This is a genomic window from Pseudomonas sp. SWRI77 (assembly GCF_014269105.1).
Lineage (GTDB): Bacteria > Pseudomonadota > Gammaproteobacteria > Pseudomonadales > Pseudomonadaceae > Aquipseudomonas > Aquipseudomonas capeferrum.
Window position 1 is genome coordinate 1 of the sequence record NZ_JABWRV010000082.1, and the last position, 291, is coordinate 291.

Annotated in this window: 1 protein-coding gene; it reads right to left on the reverse strand. The window is 57.7% G+C overall.

The genetic code is table 11. The annotated features are described in order from the left end of the window. Positions 1–291: immunoglobulin-like domain-containing protein (locus HU766_RS26060; RefSeq protein ID WP_186661881.1), on the reverse strand; the 291-nt coding region annotated here is incomplete at both ends.

Sequence of the window (291 nt, forward strand, 5' to 3'; positions counted from 1 at the left end):
ACCAAGTTCTCGAACTGACCGACATCAGCGCCATCAACCGAAGCGATCGACTTGATCACTGGGTCGTTGGTACCGGTGTAGACGTTGTCAGGCGCAGTAACGGTGACGAAGCCCGAGGTGCTGTTGGCCGGCACAGTAATGACGGTGGTGCCGTCGCTCAGGGTGAAAGTCAGGGCCGAGTGTTTATCGATCGGCAGACCGTCTTTGTTGGTCAGCGTGATGGTGTAAGTGATTGCACCGCCTTCGGTGACCGAAGGGGTAGCGGTCAGTTTGGCAACCACGTCGTCGGTG